This window comes from Vibrio sp. Vb0888, from assembly GCF_033338835.1.
In the GTDB taxonomy this organism is placed as follows: Bacteria; Pseudomonadota; Gammaproteobacteria; order Enterobacterales; family Vibrionaceae; genus Vibrio; species Vibrio alginolyticus.
This window is the reverse complement of record NZ_JAWOTL010000130.1, coordinates 1-1,393: the sequence shown is the minus strand read 5'-3', so window position 1 is coordinate 1,393 and position 1,393 is coordinate 1. Positions and strand designations below refer to the sequence as shown.

Genomic DNA, 1,393 nt, shown 5'->3' with positions numbered 1-1,393 from the left:
CCACCCTTGATAACGTACCATTGCGGACGATTCGTCACGTCTAACAAACCGTGATTGAGGAAAAAGCGTAAGAAGAACATCAATGGAAAAGCGCGCATGTCAGCGAGGGAAGATGACCAAATCGCCGCGCCCATTGGCAGAATATAGTTGTCAGAAAAGAAATCACTAAACTGGTGCTCATCCAAAAATGCACCCAGCGTTTGAGAACTCGATATTTGCTCAGTAGCAGACGCTTTTGCTAGTTTATTGAAGCGTAAAATCTCAAGAATAAAGCGATAGAATTTTGGATTAAGCCAATTTCGCTTTTGTGCGAACAATGTTGTTAATGTGTGGCCATTATATTCCAAACCGTTGCCATCGTTTCTCACGCTGAAACTCATTTGCGTCGGAATACCTTCCACGCCAATTTCGTTCATCATTTTGATAAAATTTGGATATGTACGGTCGTTGTATACAATGAACCCTGTATCAATCGCATAATCCTCATTCCCGACACGAACATCAACCGTAGCCGTATGACCACCAATATAATCGTTGGCTTCGAACAAAGTGATATCGTGTTGTTGGTGCAGATAGTACCCACATGTCAGTCCAGAAATTCCAGTGCCTACAATAGCGATTTTCATGCTTCTTCCTTTTAAGATACGAGTTTAGCCGTCAGCCTTGCTTGCCAACTGTATGGAAGCAACGAGATAAAGCGGAGAATGCCTGTAAATCTCGCCGGAAAATAAATGTGGCTTTTATTCGCCGCTAGCTGCTTTCTCAATAATTGAGACGCTTGCTTGGTTGAAATGATCATAGGCATCTCAAAGGTGTTTTTATCCGTTAGGGGCGTTTCAACAAACCCAGGAAACACAGTAATCACTTTGATGCCTTTCTTCTTAAGATCCACAGCGAGCGTGCGCGCAAAGTAGCTCACTGCCGCTTTTGACGCGCCGTACGCTTCCGCTCGTGGCAGCGCGACTTCGGAGGCAATGGAGCCAACAATGACAACGCGGTGCCCTCGCTGAAAATACGGTTGGCAAGCTTCTATACAGTTAGCTACACCTACGACATTAACATTCATCACGCGCGCCATAAGTTGCGCATCTACAATGCCATCATCCATGTATTCGCAATCACCCGCGTTGAAGATCCATGTATCTGGAATCGTCTTGAGCGAAGACAGTACTCGCTTCGTCTCCTCATAATCGGTTACATCAAACTTCAACGTTTCGATAGATGAAGAAGTTGCCGCTAGCTCAGCAAGTACAGCTTCATTGCGTCCACATGCAATGACACGCCAACCAGACTCAGCAAAATCGACAGCCAGCTGTTTACCTCTCCCGGAGGTCGCCCCCGTAATTAAAACGACACTATTCATCGCCCCAACCTTTGCTTAATGGTTTTGATG

Annotated in this window: 2 protein-coding genes; both read right to left on the bottom strand. The window is 45.4% G+C overall.

Going from position 1 to position 1,393, the window contains the following annotated elements:
• On the bottom strand, positions 1-626 hold a 626-nt coding region (locus R7P72_RS24410; protein ID WP_318110883.1), incomplete at its 3' end, for an NAD(P)/FAD-dependent oxidoreductase.
• A gap of 11 nt (positions 627-637) precedes the next feature.
• Complete coding sequence (locus R7P72_RS24405) at positions 638-1,363, bottom strand: SDR family oxidoreductase (RefSeq protein ID WP_318110882.1); 726 nt, start codon at positions 1,361-1,363, stop codon at positions 638-640.
• Positions 1,364-1,393 lie beyond the last annotated feature (30 nt).